Source organism: Delftia sp. WSY_12 (assembly GCF_043104645.1).
GTDB classification, from domain to species: domain Bacteria; phylum Pseudomonadota; class Gammaproteobacteria; order Burkholderiales; family Burkholderiaceae_C; genus Comamonas; species Comamonas tsuruhatensis.
On the sequence record NZ_JBICKW010000024.1, the window covers coordinates 400,699 to 424,641 of the forward strand.

The following is a 23,943-nucleotide window of genomic DNA, read 5'->3' on the forward strand; positions in this document are numbered from 1 at the left end:
CCACGCTCCCGCGTCTTGATGGCATGCAGACCTCCTCCGCCACCGACGATCCCCTGGCCCTGTTCGAGCGCCACCGCCCGCGCCTGTTCGGCCTGGCCTACCGCATGCTCGGCCAGCGCGCCGATGCCGAAGACCTGGTCCAGGAGGCCTGGCTGCGCTGGCATGGCGCCGAGCGCGCCGGCATAGAGCAGCCCGAGGCCTGGCTGGTCTCCGTGACCACGCGCCTGGCCATAGACCGGCTGCGCCGCCTGCGCGCCGAGCGCGAGCACTACCAGGGCTTCTGGCTGCCCGAGCCCCTGGTCCAGCCCTGGGCCGAGGAGTCCGCACCCTCGGCCGAAGACCTGCTGGAGCGTGCCCACGACGTGTCCACGGCGCTGATGTTCGTGCTCGAGCAGCTCACGCCCGACGAGCGCGCCGCCTTTTTGCTGCGCGAGGTCTTCGATGCCGACTATGCCGAGGTGGCCCAGGCCCTGGGCCGCAGCGAGGCCGCCTGCCGCCAGCTCGTGCACCGCGCCCGCACCCATGTTCAGGCCGGCCGCCCGCGCTTTGCGGCGCCGCCCGAGGCCCATGCCGCGCTGCTGCAGCGCTTTGCGCAGGCCGTGCAGGGTGGGGACTTTGCGCAGATCCAGGCGCTGTTCGCGCCCGATGCCGAACTCATCAGCGACGGCGGCGGCAAGGTGCCCTCGTTCGGCCGCGTGCTGGAGACCGGCCGGCGCCTGGCCCTGCTGTACTTCGCCACCACGCGCCGCATGCGGCGCAACGGCCAGCGCCAGACCCTGCACCTGGCTCGCATCAACGGCCTGCCGGGCCTGCTGCGCTGCATCGACGGCGAGCTGGAATCCGTGCAGACGCTGCTGGTCGAAGACGGCCTGATCCGCCGCATCTACACGCTGCGCAATCCCGACAAGCTGTCCGGCGTGCCAGTGCCGCCGCAGGCGCTGCCGTAGTCAGACGAGTTGCAGGTCGCGGGGCGTCGCGCCTTCGAAGACACGCTGCAGCTGGGCGGGGCTCAGTCCATACATGCGCTGGAACAGGCCGCCCAGTACGGCGCGGTACTCGTTGAGCACGGGATGGTCGCGGTTCTGGAACAGGTTTTTCTGGTTGACCTCGACCTGCTCTCCCACGATGCGACCGCCCGCGCGCACGGACAGCCCGCCGCCCAGCAGCCAGTAGGTCGTGCCGTGGCCGTGGTCCGTGCCCTTGTTGCCGTTCTCGCGGAAGGTGCGGCCGAATTCGCTGATCACCACCACCACCGTATGGCGCCAGGCCTCGGGACCTATCTCCTGGGCAAAACCGGCCAGGCCCCGGCCCAGCTCGTCCAGCCGTCCGGCCAGCGCGCCTGTGGCGCCGCCCTGGGCCACATGCGTGTCCCAGCCGCCCACATCCACAAAGCCCAGGTCGAAGCGATCGCGCATCAGGGCCGCCATGCGCTGCGCCACCAGCGCAAAGCCCCGCGCGCTGATGGCGTCGCGCCCGGCCTGGTCCATCTCTTCCTGCACGCTGCGCTGCACCGCATCGCGCACGGCAAAGCCCTCCTGCACGGCCGTGCCCAGGGCAGTGCCTGCGTACATGGCGGCAATGGCCTGGCTGCGTCTATCGTCCAGCCCGCCCTTGCCCACGGACGCCAGGGCCATGTTGGCGGACGGCAGGCTGCCACGCAGCAGCAGTGGCAACTGGGGCGTGAACGACATGGGCGACACCGGGCCCCGCCCGTCCTGCCCCAGCACCTGGGCCAGCCGGTTCAGAAAGCCCGACTGGTAGCTGCGGCGCCCGTCCAGGCCCTGGCCCAGTTCGATGGAGTCCTGTGTCTCGAAATGGCTGCGCGACAGGTCGTGCGTGCCTGCAAAGGGCACGAAGCAGGCCTGGCCGGCCTGGAACAGCGGATGGATGCTGTCCTCCAGCATCGGGTGCAGGCCCCAGCGGCCATCCAGCGCCAGCGCGCCGCCGGCCTCGCCGGGACGGGGGATGGCAATGCTGGGACGGGCCTCGTAGTAGAAGTCGCTGTGCGTGGGCACCAGCAGACTGTTGCAGTCATAGGCACCGCGCAGAAACACCAGCAGCAGGCGCGGCGTGGCTGGCTGGAGGGCGGCCGCCTGCAGCCGGCCCAGGTGGGCGGCAAAGGGCAGGGCCGATGCCATGGTCAGGAAGTGGCGTCGCTGCATGGAAAGTCTCCGGGGTTCAGCGGAACATCATCTCGGGTGCGGACAGGAAGTAGGTATTCCAGTCCGCCGGATTGCGGGCCTGGGCCAGTGCCGCCTGCGTGGCCTGGCTCCACTGGGGCAGGCGCTGGCGCACGCTGGCCCGTTCCGACAGCATGGGGTAGGGCGGCTTCTCCAGCGCCTCCTTGGGGTCGGCGCGAAACAGCACGGCGCTGCGCGTGGCGATCTGGCGCGCCACCTCGAAGCGTGCCGCCATCTGGCCCGAACTGGCCCAGTCGGACTGCATCTGCGGATAGCCGTCCGGCGTCTCATGCGCGTAGAGGTTCTGGCCCAGCCGGTTGATCCAGCCCAGCACGGGCGCCACGTCGGCCGCCACGCGCTGGTCCACCGACAGCCGCGTGGCGGCCAGCACGTAGTGCAGCGGATCGCGGAACTTGCGGCCAAAGCGCGCGGCCTCCGGATCGGTCAGCAGCGCCGCCACGGTGGCTGCGATGTCGCCCCGGCTGCGCGTGAAGGCCTGTGCCGTGCGCTGCACCAGGGCCGGCGGCGGATCGTCGGCAATGAAGAACACCGCCAGCTTGTGCGCGATGAACTGCGCGGTGGCCGGCGCGGCGACGATGCGGTCCAGCGCCTCCTGGACCTCGGCCATGCCGCGTGCCTGCAGGGGCTGGCCCAGGAAGGTCTTGGCTCCGTAGTCGTGCCGGTTGGGATTGAACTCGAAGAATCCCGAGCGCAGGTAGTCGCCCTGGCGCCCGCCGCGCATGCGCGGCGGCGCCGTGCCGGCCGGCTGCAGATTGATGCCCACGCCTGTCAGGATGCGCGCCATCTCCTGCACGTCGGCCTGGGTGTAGCCGCTGCCCACGCCCATGGTGTGCAGCTCCAGCAGCTCGCGCGCGTAGTTTTCGTTGATGCGGCCCGCCGCATTGCTGGCGTTGTCCAGGTAGCGCAGCATGGCCGGGTGGCACAGCGAGGCCTCCAGCAGGCTGCGGAAACTGCCCAGCGCATGCGGGCGTATGGCCTGCTCCTCGTAGTCGCCCACCCAGGCGCGGATATCGGCCTTGCGCAGGCTGACGCTGAAATGGTTCATCCAGAACCAGGTCATCTGCTCTTGCAGCTGTGCCGGCGAGTACAGCGCGCGGATCACGAAGCGCTTCTGGGCATCGCTGCCCAGCTGGTTCAGCGTGCGCTGGTAGGCCTGCTGCCGCGCGGCCTTTTCATCGGCCGATGCGGCGTCCTGCACGGCCTTGCGCTGGTCGCCCAGCTCCAGCAGAACCTGGTCCATGGGGCGCTGGCTGATGCCCAGCCCATCAATGCGCTGCTGCGCCTGCGCAGGCAGCGGCTGAGGCCCCGGCTGCAGTTGCCGGGCCAGCCAGGCCTTGAGGCCCAGGCGCTGCAGCTGCGCATCCTCGCTGTCGGTGGCGCCCCAGGTGACGCGGTCCAGCCATTGCTGGCGCTGCGCGGCGGTGAGCGGTGCCTCGGCCACTCCCTGCAGCGCGGCCGCTGCGGACAACGGCGGGGCCTGCAAGGGCGCACAGCCTGTGGCCAGGACGATGGCGGAGAAAGTGAGAGCGATGGCGAACGGCGAAGTGCGGCGCATGGTGTCTCGGTGGGTAGGGGAAATCCATTGGACGCCAGCATCCTCCACCCATGTGCTTCGCCCTGTAAAGCGCCGGTAGCAAAAAGTAAAAGGCAAAAAAAAAGCGGAGTGCTCCACACTCCGCTTTTTCTGAGGGACCCGGCCTTATTTGCTGGGCCGGCTTGCGCATTCAGCGCACTGTCCGTACAGGGCCATCGAATGGTCCTGGATCACCCAGCCCTTGGCCTTGGCGATCAGGTTCTGGCGCTTTTCGATATCGGGATCGTAGAACTCCTCGACCTTGCCGCAGCTGGTGCAGACAAAGTGGTCGTGGTGCTGGCCTTCATTGAGCTCGTAGACGGCCTTGCCGCTCTCGAAATTGCTGCGGATGAGGATGCCTGCCTGCTCGAACTGCGTGAGCACGCGGTAGACCGTGGCCAGGCCGATGTCCGAACGCTCGTCCAGCAGCACGCGGAACACGTCTTCGGCCGTCATGTGGCGTTGCGCACCCGTCTGGAAGATCTCCAGGATCTTCAGGCGGGGCAGCGTGGCCTTCAGGCCGGTACTCTTGAGTTCGTCGATGTTCTTCATGTCTGGGTCTTTGGCAGAGACTGCCCGCTGGGCTGCCACCACGGCAGGTGCGGGACGGCGAACAAAATGGCCCTGGTGCCAGGGGCGTCGCATGATCGCAAGCCCCGGGGACCAGCCGCTACAATGATCCACGATCATATCCCTATGCTGATACCAATGCATGTTCAAGCCCGTTGCCGCGCCAGTGCGGCCCTGATGCTGTTGATCGGGGTGGCGCTGGCAGGCTGCAGCAGCCTCGATGGCGCCGCGCACCGAGTCGCCAATGTCGTCACTCCCTACAAGGTCGAGGTCGTCCAAGGCAACTTCGTCTCCCGCGAACAGGTCGAGGCCCTGCAGCCCGGCATGAGCCGCCAGCAGGTGCGTGACATCCTCGGCACGCCGCTGGTCACCAGCGTATTCCACGCCGACCGCTGGGAATATGTGTTCACCATCAAGCGTCCCGGCGTCGATTCCCAGGTGCGCAAGCTGACCGTCTTCTTCAACGGCGACCTGTTCGCCCGCTCCGAAGGCGACGAGATGCCCACCGAGGCCGAATTCGTCGCCAGCCTGGGCTCCAAGAAGAAGCTGGGCAAGATTCCTCAGCTGGAAGCCAGCGAGGAGCAGCTGTCCAAGTTCCCCGCTGCCAAGCCGGTCGAAGAGCCCGTGGCCGCCGAGCCGCCGCCCGCGGCGGCCAGCTATCCGCCACTGGAGCCCGGCGCCCGCTGATATCGCCGCCCGCGCGCCGCAAGGCATGCGGGCGTTTTTCCGTGGATGGCGGCTGCCGCGGTGCCTGCCGTGCGCCCGGGCAGTCCACTTTCCACGCATTGAGCCTTTGCATCTCTTTCCCGACATGAACGCCACGACCGCCACTTCCTCCAGCAACAACCAGCGCCTGCGCGTGGCCGTGGCCGGCGCCTCCGGCCGCATGGGCCGCATGCTGATCGAGGCCATCGCGCAAAGCGATGACCTTGCGCTGACTGCCGCGCTGGACCGTCCCGACAGCCCTGCGCTGGGCACCGATCCCTCGGCCTTCCTGGGCCTGGCCAGCGGCATCGTCATCGAAAGCGATGTGCGCGCCGCGCTGTCCAAGGCCGACTGCCTGATCGACTTCACGCGCCCCGAGGGCACGTTGGAGCACCTGGCCATCTGCGCCGAACTGGGCGTCAGGCTGGTCATCGGCACCACGGGCTTCAGCGACGAGCAAAAGGCCCGCATCGCCGAGTACGCCCAGCGCACGGCCGTGGTGCTGTCGCCCAACATGAGCGTGGGCGTGAACGTGACCTTCAAGCTGCTGGAGATGGCGGCCAAGGCCCTGTCCAGCGGCTACGACATCGAGATCGTCGAGGCCCACCACCGCCACAAGGTGGATGCGCCTTCGGGCACCGCCCTCAAGATGGGCGAGGTCATCGCCGAAGCCCAGGGCACGAAGCTGGCCGACCGCGCCGTCTACGAGCGCTTCGGCCACACCGGTGCGCGCGAGGACAACACCATCGGCTTTGCCACCGTGCGCGGTGGCGACATCATCGGCGACCACACGGTGCTGTTTGCGGGCACGGGCGAGCGCATCGAGATCTCGCACAAGTCCAGCAGCCGTGCCGGCTATGCCCAGGGCAGCCTGCGTGCCGCGCGCTTCCTGGCGGACAAGACCAGCGGCCAGTACGACATGTACGCCGTATTGGGCCTGTGACGAGGCTCGCAGCACGGGCAAGGTAAGACCATGAGCGGTCCACTCTGGCTCTGGTGGCAGCAAGGCGATGCCGTCGCGCGCGGCACGGCGCTGCTGCTGCTGGCGCTGTCGGTGGCCAGCTGGGTGGTCATCGTCTGGAAGGTCTGGTTCATGGCCGCCAGCCGGCGCCGCGTTCCCCAGGCCATTGCGGCCTTCTGGAGCGCGCCGGACCTGGCCTCGGGCCAGGCCCGCATGGGCGAGGGGGATCGCCAGCAACTGGTGGCACCCATGGCCGAGGCCGTGACACAGGCGCTGGCACCCATGGGCAGCGGCCTGGCGCTTGCGGGACGCGCGGCGCATTCCGTCCGCCTGACGCGGGGGCTTCGCCAGGCGCTGCAATCGGCCAGCCACCAGCTGCAATGGGGCCAGACCCTGTTGGCCACGGTGGGCGCCACGGCACCTTTTGTCGGCCTGCTGGGCACCGTCTGGGGCATTCACCACGCGCTGGCCACGCTGGCGGGCAGCGGGCAGATCGGCATCGAACAACTGGCCGGCCCGGTGGGCGAGGCCCTGGTGATGACGGCGGCCGGACTGGCCGTGGCCCTGCCGGCCGTGCTGGCCTACAACCTGCTGGGCCGGGCCGCGGCCCAGATGGAGGCCCTGCTGGAAGGCTTTGCCCATGACCTGCAAGCCATGTTCGGCACCCAGCCGGCCGAGCAGGCGCAGCACGATGACGGCATGGCCGTCGCCGGCCTGCCGGCCGGCCCCATGGAAGCGCCCTGACGGGGCGGCTCGCCAGGAGCGCACATGGCCTTTGGACGACTGAGCGGCAAGGAAAGCTCCTCCCAGCCCATGCACGCCATCAACGTCACCCCGCTGGTGGATGTGATGCTGGTGCTCGTCGTCATCTTCATCCTCGCGGCACCCATGCTGGCCGCCTCGCTGCGCGTGCAATTGCCCCAGGCCCAGGGCACCCAGCCCATGGCCGCCGCGGGCGAGGACGATGCGCTGCTGCTGGAGGTCGATGCGAAGGGCGCGCTCTGGATGCAGGGCCAGCCCGCCACGGCGGATGCGCTGCGTGAGCGCCTCGCTCAGCTCGGCGCGCGCAACCCCCAGGCAGAACTGCAACTGCGTGCCGACCAGGCCGTGCCCTATGGCCGCGTGGCCGAACTCATGGGCTGGGCCCACGCGGCAGGGCTGACGCGCATAGGCTTCGTGGCCGAGCCGGCGCGAAACCAGGATGGAAAACCCGCAGCCGTCCTGGGTCCCACCGGCGCCGGGCGCTGAAGCGATCAGGCGCTCAAGCGCCGCCGGGCCTGCGCCCGCGAACCTAGTCCTGTCCTTCGGGCCAGCGCTCGTTGCCCGCCAGCCGCAGATGCTGGCCATGGTCCGAGGAGCGCTGGTACAGACTGAGCCCGAACAGCGGCAGCATGCCGATCAGGTGATCGAAGATCGCGCCCTGTATGGCCTCGTACTCCACCCAGACCGTGGTGCTGGTGTAGCAAAACAGCTCCAGCGGCACCCCCATGGGAGAAGGCTCCATGGTGCGCACCAGCAGGAACATGTTCGGTGTCTTGTGGATGTGCGGATGGCGCAGCAGGTAGGCGTATGCATAGGCCTTGAACGCGGCCAGATTGCTCAGATGCTGCGCTGCCATCTCGCTGCCCGCCGGCGCATCGGCCATGCGCAGGCCGCCATCACTGCTCCAATAGTCCTTGAGGGGCTCGAGCAAAGACAATTTCTGCCGCTGCTCTGCCGTCAGCAGGCGGATGGTGTGGGCGTCTATGTGCAGCGAGCGGCGGATGCGGCGCCCGCCCGACTCGAACATGCCGCGCCAGTTCTTGTAGCTGTCGCTCATCAGCCGCCAGGTCGGAATGGTGGTGATGGTCTTGTCCCAGTTCTGCACCTTGACCGTGTGCAGCGCGATGTCGATCACGAAGCCGTCGGCGCCGACCTGGGGCATCTCGATCCAGTCGCCCACGCGCAGCATGTCGTTGGAGCCCAGCTGCACGCCGGCCACGAAGGACATGATGGTGTCCTTGAAGATCAGCATCAGCACGGCCGAGGCCGCGCCCAGGCCGGACAGCAGCAGCAGCGGCGAGCGGTCCACCAGGGTGGCGACGATGAGCACGATGGCGATCAGGAACACCAGCAGCTTGCCCAGCTGCACATAGCTCTTGATCGAGTGCGCCTGCGTGGCCTTGCGCTCTTCCTTGAGGTCGTGCGCCTCGTTCATGGCATTGAGCAGGGCGCTGATCACGCGGGCCACGTGGTAGATGGTGCAGGCGATGGCCAGGTTCAGGATCAGGGTGGCCCACTGCGGCTGCAGCTGCGGTATGGCCTGCACGCCGGACTGCATGACCAGCGAAGGCACGGCCTTGGCCAGCCGCTGCAGCACGCTGTCGTGCAGCAGCACCTGGGCCCACTCCATCTCCACCAGCGTGCTGCGCATGCGCGGCAGCACGCGCAACAGCAGCCATTGCACGACAAAACCCGCGGAGCGGGCCAGCAGCACCAGCGCGCACAGCGCAGCCAGGGCCTGCATGACGGGATCCCAGCCGGAAATCAAAGACCAGTTCAGCAAGAGAAAACTCCAGGGCGCGGAAAAACCTGCCGCGCGATGGCGGCATGCCCGGGATGTCCGTATCCGTTCCTGCGCAAGTCCGGGCTGGCGATGGCGGAACGTCTGCGGCGCACTGCCACAGAGGGTGCCAAGCATACGCAGCGCGGCTTTTCCCCGCGCGGCGGCCGGGCAACCGGGTGCTGATGGCGCAGTACCGTCTGCGGGCTTGTGGGCTGCTTGCGGCACCGGCGGGCCGGGGCCCTAAAATCGTCGGTTGATTCCGGCCATCCGGCTCGTCCGGCCACCTTGTCCGGCCCTTGGGGCCGCAGCACCATGCAAGAGAAATACAACCACATCGACGTTGAGCGCGCAGCGCAAGACCACTGGTCCGCCCGCGACGCCTACCGCGTGACCGAAGACCAGGCCAAGCCCAAGTTCTACGCCTGCTCCATGCTGCCTTACCCCAGCGGCAAGCTGCACATGGGCCATGTGCGCAACTACACCATCAACGACATGCTGGCGCGCCAGCTGCGCATGAAGGGCTACAACGTCCTCATGCCCATGGGCTGGGATGCCTTCGGCCTGCCGGCCGAGAACGCGGCGCTCAAGAACAAGGTGCCGCCTGCGCAGTGGACCTACGACAACATCGGCTACATGAAAAAGCAGATGCAGGCGATGGGTCTGGCCATCGACTGGAGCCGCGAAGTGGCCACCTGCGATCCCGACTACTACAAGTGGAACCAGTGGCTGTTCCTGCAGATGCTGGAAAAGGGCATTGCCTACCGCAAGACCCAGATCGTGAACTGGGACCCGGTGGACCAGACCGTGCTGGCCAACGAGCAGGTCATCGACGGTCGGGGCTGGCGCACGGGCGCGCCGGTCGAAAAGCGCGAAATCCCAGGCTACTACCTGAAGATCACCGACTACGCCCAGGAGCTGCTGGACCATGTCCAGGTGGGCGGCGACAAGGCCACGCTGACCGGCTGGCCTGAAAAAGTGCGCCTGATGCAGGAAAACTGGATCGGCAAGAGCGCGGGCGTGCGCTTCGCCTTCACCCACGACATCCGTGGCGCCGACGGCCAGCCCATCCAGGACGGGCGCCTGTACGTGTTCACCACGCGCGCCGACACCATCATGGGCGTGACCTTCTGCGCCGTGGCGCCCGAGCACCCGCTGGCCCAGCATGCCGCGGCATCGCAGCCCAAGCTCGCGGCCTTCATCGAAGAATGCAAGAAGGGCGGCACCACCGAGGCCGAACTCGCGCTCAAGGAAAAGGAAGGCCTGCCCACGGGCCTGTTCGTCACCCATCCGCTGACGGGTGCCCAGGTCGAGGTCTGGGTCGGCAACTACGTGCTCATGAGCTACGGCGACGGCGCCGTCATGGGCGTGCCCGCGCATGACGAGCGCGACTTCGCCTTTGCGAAGAAGTACGGCATCGCCATCCGCCAGGTCATCGCGGTCGAGGGCGAGACCTTCAGCACCGAGGCATGGGCCGACTGGTACGGCGACAAGCAGCGCGCTGTCTGCATCGAATCCGGCGAACTCGACGGCCTGCCCCATGGGGCAGCCGTGGACAAGGTGGCCGAACTGCTGGCCGCCAAGGGCCTTGGCGAGAAGAAAACCACCTGGCGCCTGCGCGACTGGGGCGTGAGCCGCCAGCGCTACTGGGGCACGCCGATTCCCATCATCCACTGCGAGGACTGCGGCGCCCAGCCCGTGCCCGCCAAGGACCTGCCCGTGGTCCTGCCCCAGGACCTGGTGCCCGATGGCTCGGGCAACCCCCTGGTCAAGAGCGAAGCCTTCCACGCCGGCGTGGTCTGCCCCTGCTGCGGCAAGAGCGCGCGCCGCGAGACCGACACCATGGACACCTTCGTGGACTCGTCCTGGTACTTCATGCGCTATTGCGACGCCAGGAACAGCGAGCAGATGGTGGCGGAAGGCGCCGAGTACTGGATGCGGGACCAGAATGCCGCCACCGGCGGCAGCGGCATGGACCAGTACATCGGCGGCATCGAGCACGCCATCCTGCACCTGCTGTACGCGCGCTTCTGGACCAAGGTCATGCGTGACCTGGGCCTGGTCAAGGTCGATGAGCCCTTCACCAAGCTGCTGACCCAGGGCATGGTGCTCAACCACATCTACAGCCGCCGCACGGCCAAGGGTGCCAAGGAGTACTTCTGGCCCAAGGATGTCGAGCATGTGTTCGACGAGACCGGCAAGATCGTGGGCGCCAAGCTCAAGGCCGAGGTGGACAGCGCCGATGGCCTGCTGCCCGTGGGCACGGACATCGACTACGAGGGCGTGGGCACCATGTCCAAGTCCAAGAACAACGGCATCGATCCGCAGGAGCTGATCGAGAAGTACGGCGCCGACACCGCGCGCCTGTACACCATGTTCACCGCGCCGCCCGAGCTGACGCTGGAGTGGAACGATGCCGCCGTCGAAGGCAGCTACCGCTTCCTGCGCCGCGTCTACAACTTCGGCGCCAAACTGTCGCAGATGGACATGGCCGGCGCCGTGCAGAGCGTGGCCGGCGCCAAGTCGCTGGACGACGTGGCATTCGGCAAGGCCGCCAAGGCGCTGCGCCTGGAGATCCACACCGTGCTCAAGCAGGTGGAGTACGACTACCAGCGCATGCAGTACAACACCGTGGTCTCGGGCGCCATGAAGATGATCAACGCGCTGGAGGACTTCAAGTCCCACGACGACGCGGGCGCCCAGGTGGCGCTGATCGAAGGCTTCGGCATCCTGCTGCGCGTGCTCTACCCGGCCACGCCCCACCTGGCCCATGCGCTGTGGAGCGAGCTGGGCTACGCCGCCCACCTGGGCGACGTGCTGGATGCGCCCTGGCCCCAGGTCGATCCCCAGGCGCTGGTGCAGGACGAGATCTCTCTGGTGCTGCAGGTCAACGGCAAGCTGCGCGGGGCCATCCTGGTGTCCTCGACGGCCGACAAGGCCGAGATCGAGCGCATCGCCCTGGCCAACGAGGAATGCCAGAAGTTCACCAACGGTGCCGTGCCCAAGAAGGTGATCGTGGTGCCTGGCCGCCTGGTCAACGTCGTGGTCTGACCCCCTGGGCGCCGGGCCTGCCCGGCGCCCGCAAGGAACCAAGCATGCAAAAACGTACCCTGCTCACCGCCCTTGCCCTGGCTCCGCTGCTGGGGGCCTGCGGCTTTCGCCTGCGGGGGGTGCCGACCTTCGTGTTCCGCTCGCTGTACATCCAGGCGGGCCGTGGCTCTCCGGTAGCGCGGGAGCTGTCGCGCAATCTGGCCAGTGCCAGCGACAAGCTGACCGTGCTGCGGGATCCGGCATCGCCCGACGATGCCGAAGCGATCTTCCAGATCGTCAGCGAGCGGCAGGAGCGGGTCATCGTCGGCATGAACGCGCTGGGCCAGGTGCGCGAGTTGCAGCTGCGCCTGCGCGTGCGCTTCAAGCTGCGCACGCCCAATGGCGACGAGCCGATTCCCGAGACCGAAATCCTGCAGCAGCGCGATGTGACGTACAACGAAACCAACGCGCTGTCCAAGGAAGCCGAAGAAGCCATGCTCTACAAGGACATGCGCACCGACATCGTGCAGCAGTTGCTGCGCCGTCTGGCCGCCGTCAAGAGCCTGACCTGAGCCCCATGCAGCTTGCCCTGAACCAGCTCGGCGGCCATCTGGCCAAGGGCCTGCGCCCGCTCTATGTGCTGCACGGCGACGAGCCGCTGCAGCAGCAGGAGGCTGCCGACGCCATCCGTGCCGCCGCGCGCGCCGCGGGCTACACCGAGCGCAGCAGCTACACCGTGGCCGGCGCCCATTTCGACTGGAGCGCCGTGCTGGCGGCCGGTGGCTCGCTGTCGCTGTTTGCCGATCGGCAGATCATCGAGATCCGCATTCCCTCGGGCAAGCCCGGCAAGGACGGCGGCGCCGCGCTGCAGCAGATCGCCGAGGCGGCGCGCGGCAATGACAGCACGCTCACCCTGGTCATGCTGCCGCGCCTGGACAAGGCCACCAGGACCGGCGCCTGGTTCAGCGCGCTGGAAGCCCAGGGCATGACGCTGCAGATCGATCCCATAGAGCGCGGCCAGCTGCCGGCCTGGATTGCCCAGCGCCTGGCAGCCCAGGGCCAGCGCGTGGCACCCGGCGAGGAAGGCCAGCGCACGCTGCAGTTCTTTGCCGACCGGGTCGAGGGCAACCTGCTGGCCGCACACCAGGAGATCCAGAAACTGGCCCTGCTGCACCCCGCCGGCGAGCTGAGCCAGGCGCAGGTGGAGCAGGCAGTGCTCAATGTGGCGCGCTACGACGTGTTCAAGCTGTCCGAGGCCGTGCTGTCCGGCCAGTTGGCGCGCGTCTCGCGCATGCTCGACGGCCTGCAGGCCGAGGGCACGGCCGAGGTGCTGGTGCATTGGACCCTGGCCGAGGACATCCGCTCCATCTGCCGCGTCAAGGACGCCATGGCCGCAGGTCAGCCCCTGCCCATGGCCCTGCGCGCCCAGCGCGTCTGGGGCGTCAAGGAGCGTTTGTTCGAGCGCCTGCTGCCGCGCATCACCGACGCCCAGGCCGCGCGCCTGCTGCAATCGGCCCACGCGGTGGACGGCATCGTCAAGGGCCTGGCCTTCGAGGGCTGGCCCCGCGACGGCTGGCAGGCCCTGCGCCGCCTGGCCATGGACCTGGCCCAGGCCGGCGCCAAGGGCTGACGTACCGTTCCTAGCTCGTCTTTTCCAGCTGCGCCTGGGCCTTGGTGGCCCAGGTCTCGAGGTTGTCCAGCAGGTCCTTCTGGCTGAAGGAGCAGCTTTCCTCGCTGAACAGCGCGCTGGACTCCAATCGGTCCAGCAGATTGAGCAGCACTTCGCCGTAGCGCGGCGGCAGGGCCTGCAGCAACTCCGAGGAAGCCCTGGCCTGCTGCCCGAGCACGGCGGCCGGCAGCTGCTGCTGTGCCAGTTGGGCGAAGCCCGCGCGCAACTGTGCGAGCTGCTGGGCGGCGAGAAGAGTGTCGTGGCTGGTGGACATGGCGGGAAAACCTCTGCGTACTGGGCAGCAGTGTAGGGTGGCCGCGACATCCTGCCGGCCGCCGGAACGCGGGGTTTGCCCTCTGGTGGCCGTGCGAGGACGCATCCCAGCCGCATGTTGGCGCGGGGCATGCCCGCTCTCGGTGCGCAAATGGGCGCAACTCGGCGAGAATCTCGGAATGAACGCGCTCAATATCGTCGAATACACCCACAACCTGGGCGTTCAGGCCAAAGTGGCCTCCGCCCAGATGGCCCGAGCCTCGGCTGCCGTCAAAAGCCGCGCCCTGCTGGCGCTGGCGCGCCTGCTGCGGGAGAACGTGGAGCCGTTGCAGACCGACAACGCCCGTGACCTCGAACGCGCCGTGGCCAACGGCCTGTCCGCTCCCATGGTGGACCGCCTGCGCCTGACGCCCAAGGTGCTGGAAACCTGTGCCCAGGGATGTGAGCAGCTGGCCTCCATGGCCGATGTGATCGGCGAGATCATCGGCATGAAGCAAATGCCCAGCGGCATCCGCGTAGGCCAGATGCGTGTGCCGATCGGCGTGTTCGGCATGATCTACGAAAGCCGCCCCAACGTGACCATCGAGGCGGCCAGCCTCAGCATCAAGAGCGGCAACGCCTGCATCCTGCGCGGCGGCTCCGAGGCCATCGACTCCAACAAGGCGCTGGCGGCCCTCGTCGCCAGGGCGCTGGCCGAAGCCGGCCTGCCCGGGCACGGCGTGCAGCTGGTGCAGACCACGGACCGCGAGGCCGTGGGCCAGCTCATCGCCATGCCCGACTACGTGGACGTCATCATCCCGCGCGGCGGCAAGGGCCTGATCGAGCGCATCAGCCGCGAGGCCAAGGTGCCCGTCATCAAGCACCTGGACGGCAATTGCCACACCTATGTCGATGATCCCTGCGACATCGCCATGGCCGTCAAGGTGGCCGACAACGCCAAGACCAACAAGTACAGCCCCTGCAATGCCAGTGAAAGCCTGCTGGTGGCGCGCGGCGTGGCCGCCGAATTCCTGCCGAAGATCGGCGCCATCTACGCCGCCAAGGGCGTGGAGATGCGCGGCTGCCCCGAATCGCTGGCCATCCTGAAGTCTGTGGCCGGTGCTCAACTGGCCGAGGCCACCGAGCAGGACTGGAGCGAGGAATACCTGGCGCCCATCATCAGCGTCAAGATCGTGTCCGGTGTGGACGAGGCCATCGCCCACATCAACCGCTACTCCAGCCACCACACGGACGCCATCCTGACGCGCGACCATATGCACGCCCAGCGCTTTCTGCGCGAAGTGGATTCGGCCAGCGTCATGGTCAACGCCAGCACGCGCTTTGCCGACGGCTTCGAGTACGGCCTGGGCGCGGAAATCGGCATCAGCACCGACAAGTTCCATGCGCGCGGTCCTGTGGGCATCGAAGGTCTGACCTCGCTCAAATACGTGGTGCTGGGTGAAGGCGAAGTCCGCACCTGACCGAGCCGTGCTGCGCGCCGGAATGCCCCGCGCCGGCACCGCAGCACTGCAATGAATCCATGAAAATCATCATTCTTGGCGCCGGCCGTGTGGGCTACAGCGTGGCAGAAAGCCTGGTGTCCGAACGCAACGACATCACGGTGATCGACACCGACGCACGGCGCCTGCGCGAGCTGGAGTCGCGCTTCGACCTGCGTGGCGTCGTGGGCAGCGGCATCGATCCCCATGTGCTGGCCGAGGCTGGCGCCAAGGACACGGACCTGCTGATCGCCTGCGCCGCGCTCGACGAAACCAACCTTGTGTGCTGCAAGCTGGCCCAGGTCCTGTTCGAGATTCCCACACGCATCGCGCGCGTGCGCTCCTCGGGCTTTGGCGAGGACGAGGCGCTGCTGGGCAAGGAAGGCTTTGGCGTCGACCGCATCATCTGCCCCGAGGAATCGCTGACCAACTACATCAGCAAGCTCATCGAGTTTCCCGAAGCCATGCAGGTGCGTGCCTTCGCGGGCGGGCGGGCCGCACTGGCCTCGGTGCGCGCGCGCGACGGCGCCCCCGCCGTCGGCAAGCACATCGGCGAGCTGCGCGACTGCATGCCCGAGCTGGCCATGCGCATCGTGGCCATCTACCGGCGTTTCCTGGACGAGCCCGACCGCTTCGTCCGCTGCGACGGCAACACGCGCATCGAGCCCGGCGACGAGGTCTTCATCCTGGCCGCGCGCGAGCATGTGGCCGAGGTGCTGCGTGCCATCCACCAGCCTGCCGGCCGGCCTTCGCGCCCGGTCTACCGCATCATGGTCGCCGGCGGTGACCAGGTCAGCCAGCGCCTGGCGCTGCAGCTGTCGCGCGTGCCGGGCCGCTTCCACATCAAGATCATCGAGCCCGACGAGCAGCGCTGCCAGGACCTGGCCTCGCTGCTGCCGGCCGAGGTGCTGGTGCTGCACGGCGATGCCACCGACGAGGACCTGCTGGCCGATGAAAGCGTGGAGGACGTGGACCTGTTCCTGGCCCTGACCGACGACGATGAGAACAACATCATGGCCAGCCTGCTGGGCAAACGCATGGGCGCGCGGCGCGTGCTGTCGCTGATCACGCGGCGTGCCTACGCCGACCTGATGCACGGCACGCAGATCGACATTGCGCTGTCGCCGGCCCAGGCCATGCTTGGCGAACTGCTGGCCTATGTGCGCCGCGGCGACGTGCAGGCCGTGCACAGCCTGCGCCGGGGCGTGGCCGAGGCGCTGGAGATCGTGGCGCGCGGCGACCGCAAAAGCTCGCGCGTGGTCGGCCGCAAGGTCGAGGACCTGCGCGTGCCCGAGGATGCCCACATCGGCCTCATCGTGCGCGGCATACCCGAAGGCGTGCCGGCCGACGAAATCGCGGCCGGTGCCGAGCCCGAGGTCATCATCCCGCGCAGCACCACCGTGATCGAGAGCGGCGACCACGTGATCTTCTTCCTGCCCCACAAGCGGCTGGTACGGGACGTGGAGAACCTGTTTCGCGTCAGCGCCACCTTCTTCTGAGCCGACACCATGCGCGACCTGTTACCCGTCCTGCGCGTGCTTGGCATGCTCATGGTCATGTTTGCGCTGTCCATGCTGCTGCCCTTTGCAGTGTCCTGGTTCACTGACGACGGCATCTGGCGCATCTACCCCTGGGCCATCGGCATCACGGCGGCTGCGGGGCTGTCGCTGTGGATAGGCCTGGACCACTTCCGGCGCGAGCTGCAGCCGCGCCACGGCGTCATCCTCGTCACCCTGGTCTGGGTGGTTTTGCCGCTGTGCGCCATGCTCCCTCTGGTGCTGGGCATGGGCCATGTGGGGCTGAGCATCAGCTTCACCCATGCCTATTTCGAGGCCGTCTCGGGCCTGACGACCACCGGCGCCACCGTGCTCACGGGGCTGGATGCGCTGCCCGTGTCCATCAATGTCTGGCGCACCTTCCTGCAATGGTTGGGCGGCATGGGCATCCTGATCCTGGCCGTGGCCATCCTGCCCCTGCTGGGCGTGGGGGGCGCCCAGCTGTTCCGTGCCGAAGCCGCTGGCCCCATCAAGGACACCAAGCTGACGCCGCGCGTGACCGAGACCGCCAAGGGCCTGTGGGGCGTGTACGGCGTGTTCTCGCTGGCCTGTCTGCTGGCCTTCTGGGCGGCAGGCATGTCGCCGCTGGATGCGCTGATGCACATGTTCGCCACCGTCAGCCTCGGTGGCCTGTCCTCGCATGACGCCAGCTTTGCGTATTTCGACTCGCCGTTGATCGAACTGACTGCCCTGGTCTTCATGCTGCTGGCCAGCTGCAACTTCGCGCTGTACTTCGTGGCCATGCGCAAGGGCCGCTGGGACGGCTTCTGGCGCGATCCGGAAATGCGCGCCACGCTGGCCGTGCTGCTGGGAGGCGGGCTGATCGTGGCGCTGCTGCTATGGGCCAAGGGCGTGTACGGGCCCGTGGAGGCCCTGCGCTACGGTCTCTTCCATGTGGTCTCGGTGGCCACGACGACCGGCTTCACCACGGTGGACTACCTGACCTGGCCCGTCTTTGCGCCCGTGCTCATGCTGCTGATGTCGGGTGTGGCCACCAGTGCGGGCTCCACGGGCGGCGGCATCAAGATGGTGCGCATGCTCATCCTGCTCAAGCAGGCGCGGCGTGAACTCACGCGGCTCGCGCATCCGCGCGCCTTGCAGCCCGTGCGGCTGGGCACCGGCGTGGTGGACAACCGCATGATCTTCTCGGTGCTGGCCTTCATGCTGGTCTATGGCGCCACCGTGATCACACTCAGCATGGTGCTGCTGCTCACCGACCTGGACCCGGTGACCGCCTTCTCCGCCGTGCTGGCCAGCGTGCACTGCATGGGGCCGGGCCTGGGCGCGGTGGGCCCGTCCTCCAACTATGCTGTGCTCACCGAATTCCAGACCTGGGTCTGCACCCTGGCCATGCTGCTGGGACGCCTGGAAATCCTCAGCTTCATGGCCTTGCTTTCGCCGGCTTTCTGGCGCCGCTGACGCTGCAAAGACTGGGGAAAACACCTAGACCATGGTCCAATCTCTACAATTGCCCCCCACCGTCGTACCCAGAGGGTCTTTATGGTTCCACATCTCATCACGGCCCTGACCGGCCCGATCAACGAGCTTGAGCAGCGCATCCTCGACTCCATGCCGGCGATCGAGCGCTGGTTCCGGCTCGAATGGATGGAACACACGCCGCCTTTCTATTGCTCGGTGGACATCCGCAACGCCGGTTTCAAGCTCGCACCCGTGGACACCAACCTCTTCCCCGGGGGCTGGAACAACCTGACCGACGAAATGCTGCCGCTGGCCGTACAGGCGGCCATGGCGGCGATCGAGAAGATCTGCCCCGAAGCGCGCAATCTGCTCATCATTCCCGAGAACCACACGCGCAACACGCACTACTTGGCCAACGTGGTGCAGCTCAAGCGCATCTTCAACATGGCCGGTCTGAACGTGCGCATCGGCTCCATCAGCCCCGATGTGAAGAAGACCACCACCGTCACCCTGCCGCATGGCGACACGGTGACGCTGGAGCCGGTGATCCGCAGCAAGCGCCGCATCGGTCTCAAGGATTTCGATCCCTGCACCATCTTGCTCAACAACGACCTGTCGTCCGGCGTCCCGGGCATCGTCGAGGAGCTGTACGAGCAATACCTGCTGCCCCCCCTGCATGCAGGCTGGAGCGTGCGCCGCAAGAGCCGCCATTTCCAGAGCTATGAGGAAGTGGCCAAGCGCTTCGGCAAGCTGCTGGGCATCGATCCCTGGCTGATCAACCCGCTGTTCGGGCGCAGCGAAGGCATCGACTTCGCCAATGGCGTGGGCATGGAAGGCCTGGCCGAACAGGTCGATGTGCTGCTGGCCAAGGTGCGCCGCAAGTACAAGGAGTACGGCATCAAGGAAAAGCCGTTTGCCATCGTCAAGGCCGACAACGGCACCTATGGCATGGGCGTGATGACCGTGCGCGATGCCAAGGAGCTGGCCGAGCTGCCGCGCAAGAGCCGCAACAAGATGGGCATGATCAAGGACGGCCAGACCGTGCACGACGTGATCATCCAGGAAGGCGTGCTCACCCAGGAGCGCATGAACAACGCCGTGGCCGAGCCCGTGGTCTACATGATGGACCGCTACGTGGTCGGCGGCTTCTACCGCATGCATCCCGAACGCGATGTGGACGAAAACCTCAACGCGCCCGGAGCCGGCTTCGTGCCGCTGGCCTTCCAGCACAGCACCCAGCTGCCCCAGATCGGCGCGCGCCCGGGTGCCAGCATGCCCAACCGCTTCTACATGTATGGCGTGGTGGCCCGGGTCGCCATGCTGGCGGCCAGCTATGAGCTGGAGGCGACCAACCCCAACGCGGAAATCTACGACTGATCGGGGTGCTGTCCGATGCGCTCGTCATCAGGACAGCGGACAATGCCGGCATTTCAATTGACTGAAGCCATCTCCCCACGGGATGGCGCATAGACCTGTGCAGAAAACCAAATCTTCGTTGGCCGCGCTCACCCTGGGCGCCATCGGCGTGGTCTATGGCGATATCGGCACCAGCGTGCTGTATTCGGTCAAGGAGGTCTTCGGCTCCGGCCATGTGCCGTTCACCCAGGAGAACATCTACGGCGTCCTGTCGCTGCTGTTCTGGACCCTGACGGTCATCGTCTCGCTCAAGTACGTGGTCCTGGTGCTGCGTGCCGACAACAACGGCGAAGGCGGCCTGGTCGCCATGCTGGCCCTGGCCTCGCAGACCGTCAAGGACAAGCCCCGCCTGCGCAACGTGCTGCTGCTCATCGGCATCTTCGGCACTTCGCTGTTCTATGGTGATGGCGTGATCACGCCGGCCATCTCCGTGCTCTCGGCTGTCGAAGGCCTGGAAGTGGTCTCTCCGCACTTCACCAAGGCCGTGATCCCGCTGACCCTGGTGATCCTCTTCCTGCTTTTCTGGTTCCAGAAGCACGGCACGGCGGGGATCGGTCGGTTTTTCGGCCCCATCACCCTGGTCTGGTTTGCCACCATCGCAGCGCTGGGCGTGCACCAGATCGCGGGCCATCCCGAAATCCTGGCGGCCATCAGCCCGCACTTCGCAGTGCGCTTCATCTGGGACAACCCCGGCACCAGCTTCATCATCCTGGGCGCCGTCGTGCTGTGCGTGACCGGGGCGGAGGCGCTTTACGCCGACCTGGGCCACTTCGGCAAGAAGCCCATCCGCCTGGCCTGGTTCTCCGTGGCCATGCCTGCCCTCACGCTCAATTACTTCGGCCAGGGTGCGCTGCTGCTGGCCAACCCGGCCGCCGTGAAGAATCCCTTCTACATGATGGCCCCGGCCTGGGCGCTGCTGCCCCTGGTGCTGATGGCCACCATGGCCACGGTCATCGCTTCGCAGGCCCTGATCACGGGCGCCTTCAGCGTCACGCGCCAGGTCATACAGCTGGGCTATCTGCCGCGCCTGGAAGTGCGCCACACCAGCGTGCGCGAGACCGGCCAGATCTACATGCCCCTGGTCAACTGGAGCCTGTTCGTGGCGATTGCGCTGGCCGTGGTGCTGTTCCGCTCCAGCGGCAACCTGGCGGCCGCCTACGGCATTGCGGTCACGCTGGACATGCTGATCACCACCACGCTGACCTTCTTCGTGATCCGCTACCGCTGGAACTACCCGCTGGCCCTGTGCATCGCGGCCACCGGATTCTTTTTCCTGGTGGACCTGGCCTTCTTCTCGTCCAACCTGCTCAAGCTGTTCGACGGCGGCTGGTTCCCGCTGCTGATTGGCGGCACGGTGTTCTCGCTGATGATGACCTGGCGCAAGGGCCGCGAGCTGCTGCACGAAAAGCTGCAGGCCGATGCCATCGACCTCAAGAGCTTCCTCGAATCGGTCTGGCGCCATCCGCCGGCGCGCGTGACGGGCACGGCCGTCTTTCTTTCCGGCGAACCGGGCACCGTACCCAACGCCCTGCTGCACAACCTCAAGCACAACAAGGTGCTGCACAACCAGAACATCTTCGTCACGGTGCGCAACCATGAAATTCCCTGGGTGGGCCTGGACAAGCGCACCGAGATCGAGGCGCTGGGCAGCGACTGCTGGCAGGTCATCATCAACTACGGCTTCAAGAACGAACCGGACGTGCCGGCGGCACTGTCCCTGCTGCGCCCCCGGGGTTGCCAGCTCGACGCCATGGAGACCAGCTACTTCCTGTCGCGCGATGTCATCATCCCGCGCATCAGCCACCGCATGGCGCCCTGGCGCGAAAAGCTGTTCGCCCAGATGCACCGCAACGCCAGCCGTGTCTCCGACTTCCTGCACCTGCCCAGCAACTCCGTGGTGGAGCTGGGCTCCAAGATCGAGCTGTAGGCGTCGCCAGCGCATCGCACGGTCGGCGGCTGTGGTGACAGAATCGCGCGATGCGCTTTTTCCGTGACTTGAGTCCCTCTGCCTTCGCAGCCGGCTTCGTGGCCGTGCTCGTGGGCTTCACCAGCTCGGTGGCCCTGGTCTTTCAGGCCGCCCAGGCCTTCCATGCCACGCCCGAGCAGATCACGTCCTGGATCTGGGCGCTGGGACTGGGCATGGGCCTGTGCTCTCTGCTGCCCTCGCTGATACTGCGCATGCCGGTCATGGTCGCCTGGTCCACGCCAGGCGCAGCCGTCCTTGCCACGGCAGGGCTTGCCGGGGGCTTTTCCATGGGCGAGGCCGTTGGCGCCTTCATCATCAGCGCGGGGCTGATCATCCTGGTGGGAGCCACAGGCTGGTTCGAGCGCGTCATGAACCGCATCCCCATGGAAATCGCTGCCGCCCTCCTGGCGGGCGTACTGGCCAACTTCGGCATGCAGGCCTTTGCCGCCGCCAGGGATGCGCTGCCCCTGGTGCTGGTCATGCTGCTGACCTATCTGCTGTCGCGCCGCCTGGCACCGCGCTATGCGGTCATCGCCACGCTGGTGGCCTCCATCGCCTGGGTGGCGCTCAACGGGCAAATGCAATGGTCCGCCGTGCATGCAGGCCTTGCCTGGCCAGTCTTCACCATGCCGCAGTTCTCGGTGCCCGCCCTGGTGAGCCTGGCCTTGCCCCTGTTCGTCGTCACCATGGCCTCGCAGAACCTGCCCGGCGTGGCCGTCATCCGTGCCACGGGCTACGACCTGCCCATCTCCCGCATCATCAGCATGACGGGCATCGCCACCCTGGTGCTGGCCCCCTTCGGCGGCTACGCGCTCAACCTCAGTGCCATCACCGCTGCCATCTGCATGGGCCCCGAGGCCCATGAGGACAAATCCCGCCGCTACACGGCGGCGGCGATCTGTGGCCTCTTCTATATAGTCATAGGCATCTTCGGCGCCGTGGTCACGGGACTGCTCACCGCCTTCCCCAAGGAACTGGTGGTCTGCATTGCGGGACTGGCCCTGCTGGGCTCCATAGGCAGCGGCCTGGCGACAGCTCTCAAGGGGGAGGAACACAGGGAGGCTGCGTTGATCACCTTTCTGGTGACGCTCAGCGGCGTGGTGATAGCCGGAGTCGGCTCGGCGTTTTGGGGCGTGGTCGCGGGCAGCCTGGCGCTATTTGTGCAACATTACCGACGTGCACGGGCTGACTGATACGCGGCCCAGGCCCGGGCACCCCACTTCCGCCTCCCATACAGGCGAGGCACGGGCCGCCGCCTTCTGCACACAACCCATGCAAATCCTCTTCGTCGCCGATCCGCTCGAATCGTTCCAGACCTACAAGGACACCACCTTCGCCATGATGCGCGAGGCGCAGCGGCGCGGCCACTCCATCGTGGCCTGCGAACCCAGGCAGCTTTCCTGGCAGCGCGGCGGCAAGGTCGTCGCCCAGGTGCGGCACATCCAGCTCACGGGAGACGCCCGGCAGTGGTTTGAAATCTCTAAGGAAGGCCTGGAGGAGCTGGCGGGCTTCGATGCCATCCTCATGCGCAAGGACCCGCCCTTCGATTCCGAATACTTCTACTCCACGCACCTGCTGGAACAGGCCGAGCGCGAAGGCGCAAAGGTATTCAACAAGCCCAGGGCGTTGCGAGACCATCCGGAAAAGCTGGCCATCCTCGAATTCCCGCAATTCATCGGCCCGACCCTGGTCACGCGCAGCGCGCAGGACATCCGCGCCTTCCATGAAGAGCATCAGGACATCATCCTCAAGCCGCTGGACGGCATGGGCGGCATGGGCATCTTCCGCGTGGGCGCCGACGGCCGCAACCTGGGCAGCATCATCGAAACCCTGAACCAGGGCGGTGCCAGCAGCGTCATGGTGCAGAAATTTCTGCCCGAGATCACCGAGGGCGACAAGCGTGTGCTCGTCATCGGCGGCAAACCTGTTCCCTATTGCCTGGCACGCATTCCCCAGGGCAACGAAGTGCGCGGCAACCTGGCAGCGGGCGGCAAGGGCGTGGCCCAGCCTCTGAGCCAGCACGACAAGGCCATGGCCGAAGAGATCGGCCCCCTCCTCATGGAGCGTGGACTGCTGCTGGCCGGTGTCGATGTCATCGGCCAGTGCATCACCGAGATCAATGTGACCAGCCCCACCTGCTTCCAGGAGATCCATGACCAGACCGGCTGCGACGTGGCCAGCCTCTTCGTCGACGCTCTGGAACAGGCCTTGGCGGCGGCTTGAAAAAACTTGGCGGATGACGCCAGTCATCCGCCAAGTTTTGGTGCTAGAATTGCGCCCCTGCACTCGATGACACGCAAATGTCTGAAAAGTGAAGCTTCCAGAGTTTTGTAAGACCGTTAAAAAACGTGCTACAATGCAAGGCTCTGCTGAAGAGAGCGATGCAGATCGCTGGTGTTGAAAAAATCGAAGAAATTTGATTGCAACGACGCTAAAAACTGTGCTAGAATTCAAGGCTTCGCTGATCGCAGCAAGTCAGAAGCAAGGAAAAAATTCTTTGCTTCGATCCTTAAAAATATACAGCCGATAAGCGTGGGCGTTTGAGGCGAACAGCCAAGTTCTTTAGAACTCGGCTCTTTGAAGC

20 protein-coding genes are annotated in these 23,943 nt (G+C 66.7%); 15 read left to right on the forward strand and 5 right to left on the reverse strand.

Annotated features, from left to right (window positions below):
• Positions 1–23 precede the first annotated feature (23 nt).
• Positions 24–947: an RNA polymerase sigma factor SigJ gene (gene sigJ / locus ACF8LI_RS16725; protein ID WP_047219249.1), complete on the forward strand. Its 924-nt coding sequence runs from the start codon at positions 24–26 to the stop codon at positions 945–947.
• Here the strand turns inward: sigJ and ACF8LI_RS16730 are convergent, their stop codons facing one another.
• The 3 genes from ACF8LI_RS16730 to fur form a co-directional block, all read right to left on the reverse strand.
• On the reverse strand, positions 948–2,162 hold the full coding sequence (locus ACF8LI_RS16730) for a DUF1501 domain-containing protein (RefSeq protein WP_392413387.1): 1,215 nt from the start codon (positions 2,160–2,162) through the stop codon (positions 948–950).
• 16 nt (positions 2,163–2,178) lie between these two features.
• Positions 2,179–3,756, reverse strand: a complete 1,578-nt coding sequence (locus tag ACF8LI_RS16735) for a DUF1800 domain-containing protein (protein WP_392413389.1) — start codon at positions 3,754–3,756, stop codon at positions 2,179–2,181.
• Between the two features lie 144 nt (positions 3,757–3,900).
• Positions 3,901–4,326, reverse strand: coding sequence for a ferric iron uptake transcriptional regulator (fur, locus tag ACF8LI_RS16740; RefSeq protein WP_013804774.1), 426 nt, complete (start codon positions 4,324–4,326; stop codon positions 3,901–3,903).
• A gap of 156 nt (positions 4,327–4,482) precedes the next feature.
• Here fur and ACF8LI_RS16745 point away from each other — a divergent pair, with 156 nt between their 5' ends.
• The 4 genes from ACF8LI_RS16745 to ACF8LI_RS16760 all read left to right on the forward strand — a co-directional run bounded on the left by ACF8LI_RS16745 (position 4,483) and on the right by ACF8LI_RS16760 (position 7,258).
• Positions 4,483–5,031, forward strand: coding sequence for an outer membrane protein assembly factor BamE (locus ACF8LI_RS16745; protein ID WP_016447212.1), 549 nt, complete (start codon positions 4,483–4,485; stop codon positions 5,029–5,031).
• A gap of 124 nt (positions 5,032–5,155) precedes the next feature.
• Complete coding sequence (gene dapB / locus ACF8LI_RS16750) at positions 5,156–5,992, forward strand: 4-hydroxy-tetrahydrodipicolinate reductase (protein WP_016454221.1); 837 nt, start codon at positions 5,156–5,158, stop codon at positions 5,990–5,992.
• A 30-nt stretch (positions 5,993–6,022) separates the two neighbouring features.
• Entirely contained in the window at positions 6,023–6,754 is a 732-nt protein-coding gene (locus tag ACF8LI_RS16755) for a MotA/TolQ/ExbB proton channel family protein (RefSeq protein ID WP_213757687.1), read from the forward strand.
• A gap of 24 nt (positions 6,755–6,778) precedes the next feature.
• Positions 6,779–7,258 carry a biopolymer transporter ExbD gene (locus tag ACF8LI_RS16760; protein ID WP_016447209.1) on the forward strand — a complete coding sequence of 160 codons (480 nt, stop codon included), beginning with the start codon at positions 6,779–6,781 and terminating at the stop codon, positions 7,256–7,258.
• 43 nt (positions 7,259–7,301) lie between these two features.
• Here the strand turns inward: ACF8LI_RS16760 and ACF8LI_RS16765 are convergent, their stop codons facing one another.
• Complete coding sequence (locus ACF8LI_RS16765; RefSeq protein WP_016447208.1) at positions 7,302–8,516, reverse strand: mechanosensitive ion channel family protein; 1,215 nt, start codon at positions 8,514–8,516, stop codon at positions 7,302–7,304.
• Positions 8,517–8,867: 351 nt separating this feature from the next.
• On the opposite strand from ACF8LI_RS16765, the gene leuS reads away from it, so the two are divergent.
• Genes leuS through holA form a run of 3 tightly spaced genes read left to right on the forward strand, consistent with a single transcriptional unit; the run spans position 8,868 to position 13,212 of the window.
• Positions 8,868–11,603 (forward strand): leucine--tRNA ligase, encoded by a 2,736-nt coding sequence (gene leuS / locus ACF8LI_RS16770; protein ID WP_392413391.1) that lies wholly within the window; start codon positions 8,868–8,870, stop codon positions 11,601–11,603.
• A gap of 44 nt (positions 11,604–11,647) precedes the next feature.
• A complete protein-coding gene (lptE, locus tag ACF8LI_RS16775; RefSeq protein WP_012207799.1) occupies positions 11,648–12,154 on the forward strand; it encodes an LPS assembly lipoprotein LptE in 507 nt (168 codons plus the stop codon).
• Positions 12,155–12,159: 5 nt separating this feature from the next.
• Positions 12,160–13,212 (forward strand): DNA polymerase III subunit delta, encoded by a 1,053-nt coding sequence (gene holA / locus ACF8LI_RS16780; RefSeq protein WP_392413393.1) that lies wholly within the window; start codon positions 12,160–12,162, stop codon positions 13,210–13,212.
• A 10-nt stretch (positions 13,213–13,222) separates the two neighbouring features.
• Here holA and ACF8LI_RS16785 read toward each other — a convergent pair whose 3' ends face one another.
• Positions 13,223–13,525 (reverse strand): hypothetical protein, encoded by a 303-nt coding sequence (locus tag ACF8LI_RS16785; protein WP_016447204.1) that lies wholly within the window; start codon positions 13,523–13,525, stop codon positions 13,223–13,225.
• Positions 13,526–13,703: 178 nt separating this feature from the next.
• Here ACF8LI_RS16785 and ACF8LI_RS16790 point away from each other — a divergent pair, with 178 nt between their 5' ends.
• The 7 genes from ACF8LI_RS16790 (at position 13,704) to gshB (ending at position 23,582) form a co-directional block, all read left to right on the forward strand.
• A complete protein-coding gene (locus tag ACF8LI_RS16790; RefSeq protein ID WP_392413395.1) occupies positions 13,704–14,984 on the forward strand; it encodes a glutamate-5-semialdehyde dehydrogenase in 1,281 nt (426 codons plus the stop codon).
• A 59-nt stretch (positions 14,985–15,043) separates the two neighbouring features.
• A complete protein-coding gene (gene trkA, locus ACF8LI_RS16795; protein ID WP_016454226.1) occupies positions 15,044–16,501 on the forward strand; it encodes a Trk system potassium transporter TrkA in 1,458 nt (485 codons plus the stop codon).
• 9 nt (positions 16,502–16,510) lie between these two features.
• Positions 16,511–17,977 (forward strand): TrkH family potassium uptake protein, encoded by a 1,467-nt coding sequence (locus ACF8LI_RS16800; RefSeq protein WP_046238748.1) that lies wholly within the window; start codon positions 16,511–16,513, stop codon positions 17,975–17,977.
• Positions 17,978–18,058: 81 nt separating this feature from the next.
• Positions 18,059–19,354 (forward strand): glutamate--cysteine ligase, encoded by a 1,296-nt coding sequence (gene gshA, locus ACF8LI_RS16805; protein ID WP_012207794.1) that lies wholly within the window; start codon positions 18,059–18,061, stop codon positions 19,352–19,354.
• 97 nt (positions 19,355–19,451) lie between these two features.
• The gene (locus ACF8LI_RS16810) at positions 19,452–21,320 is read left to right on the forward strand and encodes a potassium transporter Kup (RefSeq protein WP_026062036.1); all 1,869 of its coding nucleotides are present in this window, start codon (positions 19,452–19,454) and stop codon (positions 21,318–21,320) included.
• Between the two features lie 50 nt (positions 21,321–21,370).
• Positions 21,371–22,552, forward strand: coding sequence for a benzoate/H(+) symporter BenE family transporter (locus ACF8LI_RS16815; RefSeq protein ID WP_017404050.1), 1,182 nt, complete (start codon positions 21,371–21,373; stop codon positions 22,550–22,552).
• A 79-nt stretch (positions 22,553–22,631) separates the two neighbouring features.
• A complete protein-coding gene (gene gshB, locus ACF8LI_RS16820; protein WP_016454229.1) occupies positions 22,632–23,582 on the forward strand; it encodes a glutathione synthase in 951 nt (316 codons plus the stop codon).
• Positions 23,583–23,943 lie beyond the last annotated feature (361 nt).

Bases quoted from the DNA above. Each gene is read 5' to 3' on its own strand.
- sigJ (WP_047219249.1), top strand. From the start codon at position 24: ATGCAGACCTCCTCCGCCACCGACGATCCCCTGGCCCTGTTCGAGCGC.
- ACF8LI_RS16730 (WP_392413387.1), bottom strand. From the start codon at position 2,162: ATGCAGCGACGCCACTTCCTGACCATGGCATCGGCCCTGCCCTTTGCC.
- ACF8LI_RS16735 (WP_392413389.1), bottom strand. From the start codon at position 3,756: ATGCGCCGCACTTCGCCGTTCGCCATCGCTCTCACTTTCTCCGCCATC.
- fur (WP_013804774.1), bottom strand. From the start codon at position 4,326: ATGAAGAACATCGACGAACTCAAGAGTACCGGCCTGAAGGCCACGCTG.
- ACF8LI_RS16745 (WP_016447212.1), top strand. From the start codon at position 4,483: ATGCATGTTCAAGCCCGTTGCCGCGCCAGTGCGGCCCTGATGCTGTTG.
- dapB (WP_016454221.1), top strand. From the start codon at position 5,156: ATGAACGCCACGACCGCCACTTCCTCCAGCAACAACCAGCGCCTGCGC.
- ACF8LI_RS16755 (WP_213757687.1), top strand. From the start codon at position 6,023: ATGAGCGGTCCACTCTGGCTCTGGTGGCAGCAAGGCGATGCCGTCGCG.
- ACF8LI_RS16760 (WP_016447209.1), top strand. From the start codon at position 6,779: ATGGCCTTTGGACGACTGAGCGGCAAGGAAAGCTCCTCCCAGCCCATG.
- ACF8LI_RS16765 (WP_016447208.1), bottom strand. From the start codon at position 8,516: ATGCAGGCCCTGGCTGCGCTGTGCGCGCTGGTGCTGCTGGCCCGCTCC.
- leuS (WP_392413391.1), top strand. From the start codon at position 8,868: ATGCAAGAGAAATACAACCACATCGACGTTGAGCGCGCAGCGCAAGAC.
- lptE (WP_012207799.1), top strand. From the start codon at position 11,648: ATGCAAAAACGTACCCTGCTCACCGCCCTTGCCCTGGCTCCGCTGCTG.
- holA (WP_392413393.1), top strand. From the start codon at position 12,160: ATGCAGCTTGCCCTGAACCAGCTCGGCGGCCATCTGGCCAAGGGCCTG.
- ACF8LI_RS16785 (WP_016447204.1), bottom strand. From the start codon at position 13,525: ATGTCCACCAGCCACGACACTCTTCTCGCCGCCCAGCAGCTCGCACAG.
- ACF8LI_RS16790 (WP_392413395.1), top strand. From the start codon at position 13,704: ATGAACGCGCTCAATATCGTCGAATACACCCACAACCTGGGCGTTCAG.
- trkA (WP_016454226.1), top strand. From the start codon at position 15,044: ATGAAAATCATCATTCTTGGCGCCGGCCGTGTGGGCTACAGCGTGGCA.
- ACF8LI_RS16800 (WP_046238748.1), top strand. From the start codon at position 16,511: ATGCGCGACCTGTTACCCGTCCTGCGCGTGCTTGGCATGCTCATGGTC.
- gshA (WP_012207794.1), top strand. From the start codon at position 18,059: ATGGTTCCACATCTCATCACGGCCCTGACCGGCCCGATCAACGAGCTT.
- ACF8LI_RS16815 (WP_017404050.1), top strand. From the start codon at position 21,371: ATGCGCTTTTTCCGTGACTTGAGTCCCTCTGCCTTCGCAGCCGGCTTC.
- gshB (WP_016454229.1), top strand. From the start codon at position 22,632: ATGCAAATCCTCTTCGTCGCCGATCCGCTCGAATCGTTCCAGACCTAC.